The organism is Streptomyces sp. SID4985 (genome assembly GCF_009863025.1).
In the GTDB taxonomy this organism is placed as follows: Bacteria; Actinomycetota; Actinomycetes; order Streptomycetales; family Streptomycetaceae; genus Streptomyces.
Map to the genome: position 1 here is coordinate 1 of NZ_WWIR01000436.1, position 3,306 is coordinate 3,306.

2 protein-coding genes and 1 pseudogene are annotated in these 3,306 nt (G+C 67.8%); 2 read left to right on the forward strand and 1 reads right to left on the reverse strand.

Features of this window, described 5'->3' with window-relative positions; translation table 11 throughout:
• Both GTW40_RS18935 and cydB read left to right on the forward strand, forming a co-directional pair.
• Positions 1-1,278: cytochrome ubiquinol oxidase subunit I (locus GTW40_RS18935; RefSeq protein ID WP_161181379.1), on the forward strand; the 1,278-nt coding region annotated here is incomplete at its 5' end.
• A gap of 12 nt (positions 1,279-1,290) precedes the next feature.
• Positions 1,291-2,292 carry a cytochrome d ubiquinol oxidase subunit II gene (cydB, locus tag GTW40_RS18940; protein ID WP_161181380.1) on the forward strand — a complete coding sequence of 334 codons (1,002 nt, stop codon included), beginning with the start codon at positions 1,291-1,293 and terminating at the stop codon, positions 2,290-2,292.
• 721 nt (positions 2,293-3,013) lie between these two features.
• On the opposite strand, the pseudogene GTW40_RS18945 reads toward cydB, so the two are convergent.
• Positions 3,014-3,306: pseudogene (locus tag GTW40_RS18945) on the reverse strand (formate dehydrogenase); the annotation flags it as partial.

Here is a 3,306-nt window from a genome sequence, read left to right on the forward strand (position 1 = left end):
TACTCCCGCTTCGTCGGTGACGTCTTCGGCGCCCCGCTGGCGATGGAGGCGCTGATCGCCTTCTTCTTCGAGTCCGTGTTCATCGGCCTGTGGATCTTCGGCTGGCACCGGCTGCCGAAGAAGGTGCACCTCGCGTGCATCTGGGTCGTCACGATCGGCAGCCTTCTCTCGGCGTACTTCATCCTGGCGGCCAACTCCTTCATGCAGCACCCGGTCGGCTACCGGATCGACCCCATTACCGGCAGGGCCCGGCTCGTCAACATCTGGCGCGTGCTGTTCCAGGACACGACCCTGACGCAGGTCTGGCACACCCTGTCGGCGGCCTTCATCACCGGCGCGGCCTTCGTGATGGGCATCGCCGCCTATCACCTGTGGCGGGCCAAGCGGGGCAAGGACACCGATCGTCGGCGCATCGGCGCCATGCGGGCCTCCCTGAAGTGCTCGCTCGTCGTCATGCTCGTCGCCGGCATCCTGACCGCGTTCAGCGGCGACCAGCTGGGCAAGGTCATGTTCCGGCAGCAGCCGATGAAGATGGCCGCGGCCGAGGCCCTGTGGGACACCCAGGGACCCGCACCCTTCTCGATCCTCTCGGTCGGCAATGTCAACGAGGGCCGCAACGACGTGGCACTGGAGTTGCCCGGCCTGCTGTCCTTCCTCGCCCAGAGCAACTTCCACTCGCCCGTACCCGGCATCAACAACCGTGCCGACGAACAGGTCCAGATGTTCGGCGGCAGCCGCGAGGACTACATCCCGAACATCTTCATGACGTACTGGGGCTTCCGGCTCATGATCTTCTTCGGGATGACGAGCTTCGGCATCGGCGTCCTCGGCCTCTGGCTCACGCGCAAGAAATTCTGGCTGGAGTCCAGATACCGCACCGGTGAGGACGAGCCGCCCAACCTGATGATCACCAACAAGATCAGGATGAACGACTTCTTCACCAAGTGGAGCTGGCGCATCGTCATGCTCACGCTGGGCTTCCCCCTGATCGCCAACAGCTTCGGCTGGATCTTCACGGAGATGGGCCGCCAGCCCTGGGTGGTGTTCCACCTGATGAAGACCGCGGACGCCGTCTCGCCGAACGTGAGCGTCGGCACCCAGATCGGTTCGCTGGCCGCGCTCAGCGCCGTCTACGCGATTCTCGCGGTGGTCGAAGGGGGGCTCATGGTCAAGTACGCCAAACCCGGTCCGGACGTCGAGGAGAGACCGCCGTCCAAGGACCCGACCATGCGCATGTCCCCGGACGACCAGGACAAGCCCCTCGCCATCGCCTACTGAGGACGGACGGTCATGTATCTCCACGATCTCTGGTTCATCCTGATCGCCCTCCTCTGGGTCGGCTACTTCTTCCTGGAGGGCTTCGACTTCGGAGTCGGCGTCCTCACCCAGGTGATGGCCCGGAACGACAAGGAGCGGCGTGTCCTCATCAACACGATCGCCCCGGTCTGGGACGGCAACGAAGTCTGGGTGATCGCGGCCGCCGGCGCCACCTTCGCGGCCTTCCCGGAGTGGTACGCCACCATGTTCAGCGGCTTCTACATCCCGCTGCTGATCATCGTGCTCTGCCTGATCGCCCGGGGTGTCTCCTTCGAGTACCGCGGCAAACGCGACAACGAGCGCTGGCAGCGCAGCTGGGAGCAGGTCACCTTCTGGACCTCGCTGATCCTCCCGTTCCTGTGGGGCGTCGTCTTCGCCAACATCGTGCAGGGCGTCTCGATCAACGCGGGCAAGTCGTACGTGGGCACGCCCGGCGAGCTGTTCAACGGGTACGCGATCCTCGGCGGGTTCGCCCTGCTGGCGGTCTGTGTCACGCACGGCGCGATCTTCGTGGCGCTGAAGACGGCGGGTGAGATCCGGGAACGGGCACGGAAGTTCGCGCCCCTGCTGGGGCTGATCACCCTTCCGCTGGTGCTCGCCTTCCTCCTCTGGACCCAGGTGAACTCCGGCGACGGCCGGAGCCTGGCCATCATGATCGTCGCGTTCGTGGCGCTCCCCGTGGCCCTGTTCTTCAACCAACTGGGCCGCGAGGGCTGGGCGTTCGTCTTCTCCGGGCTGAGCATCGTGGCGGCGATCTCGATGCTGTTCCTGGCGCTCTTCCCGGACGTCATGCCCTCCACGCTCAACCCCAACTGGTCCCTGACGGTGAGCAACGCCTCGTCCGGCTCCTACACGCTGACCGTGATGACGATCGTCGCGGCGATCTTCGCCCCGCTCATCGTCCTCTACCAGGCGTGGACGTACTGGGTCTTCAGCAAGCGCATCGCCGTCCACCACATCCCTTCGGGTCACTGAGAAGGGCTCTCCTCGCCGAGGCTCCCCGGTTCCACTGCGGAACCGGGGAGTCTCGGCGCGTCGAACTGCCGTGGCCGAGCCGGGCAGTTGGTGAGACACCCCGTCCGTCACCGAACGCGACCGCAACGCCCGGACGTTGAGTCCCGGCGGAGCGGAAGCGAACCGAGGGATGCCACGGCGCCCCGGACGGCCGTGGCAAGCCGCGCCCGTGGCGGGCGCGGGCGGCCGACCCGGCACAAAACAGCGCCGACGCCCGGGCGTTGAACCCCGGCGGAGCGGAGACGACCCGGGCGGCTACCTCAACCCGCCCGGCTGCCGCAGCAAGCCGCGCCCGGGGCAGGCGCGGGCGGCCGACCCGGCACAAAACAGCGCCGGGCTGCCGCGTCCGAGACCAGGCCGCAGGCCGCAGGCCGGGCGACGCCCGGAGGAGCCCCCGGGTTCGCTTCGGGACAGGGAAGCCCCGCCGCGCCGGACAGCCGTGCCGGTGACGCTCATGCGGGACACCGGTCCGGCGCGTCGCAACGGTGGCCCACCACGTCCGATGTCAAGGGCGGCGGCGCCGGTCGGAGCCGCAACGCCCGCGAGGGCAGCCCACGAGCGCACGGGCCTTCGCCGGGCCGGGGTCGGCGAAGGCCCCCAGCGGATCGGACGCGCCCGACAACCCCCGCACGGCGAGCGGCCCCCCTCGCCAGGAGGGGGGCCGCTCGTCCTTCGTCGGGGGTCAGGTCGCCGGGGTGATGTGGACCCTCACCTGCTTCATGAGCGGCTGGTCGCTCTGGGTGCTGTAGTCGCACAGGGCGATCAGGACGTTCATCTCGGGCATGTAGCCGGCCGCGCAGCCCCGCGGCATGTCGTACGGGATGGCGAGGTAGCCGTCGAGGTACCGATGGCTGCCGTCCTTCGCCGTGGAGACGATGTTCACGGGGTCGAACTCCGAGATGCCGCGCTCCCGCATGTCGTCCTCGTTCATGAAGACGAGCTCACGCAGGTTCTTGATGCCCCGGTAGCGGTCGT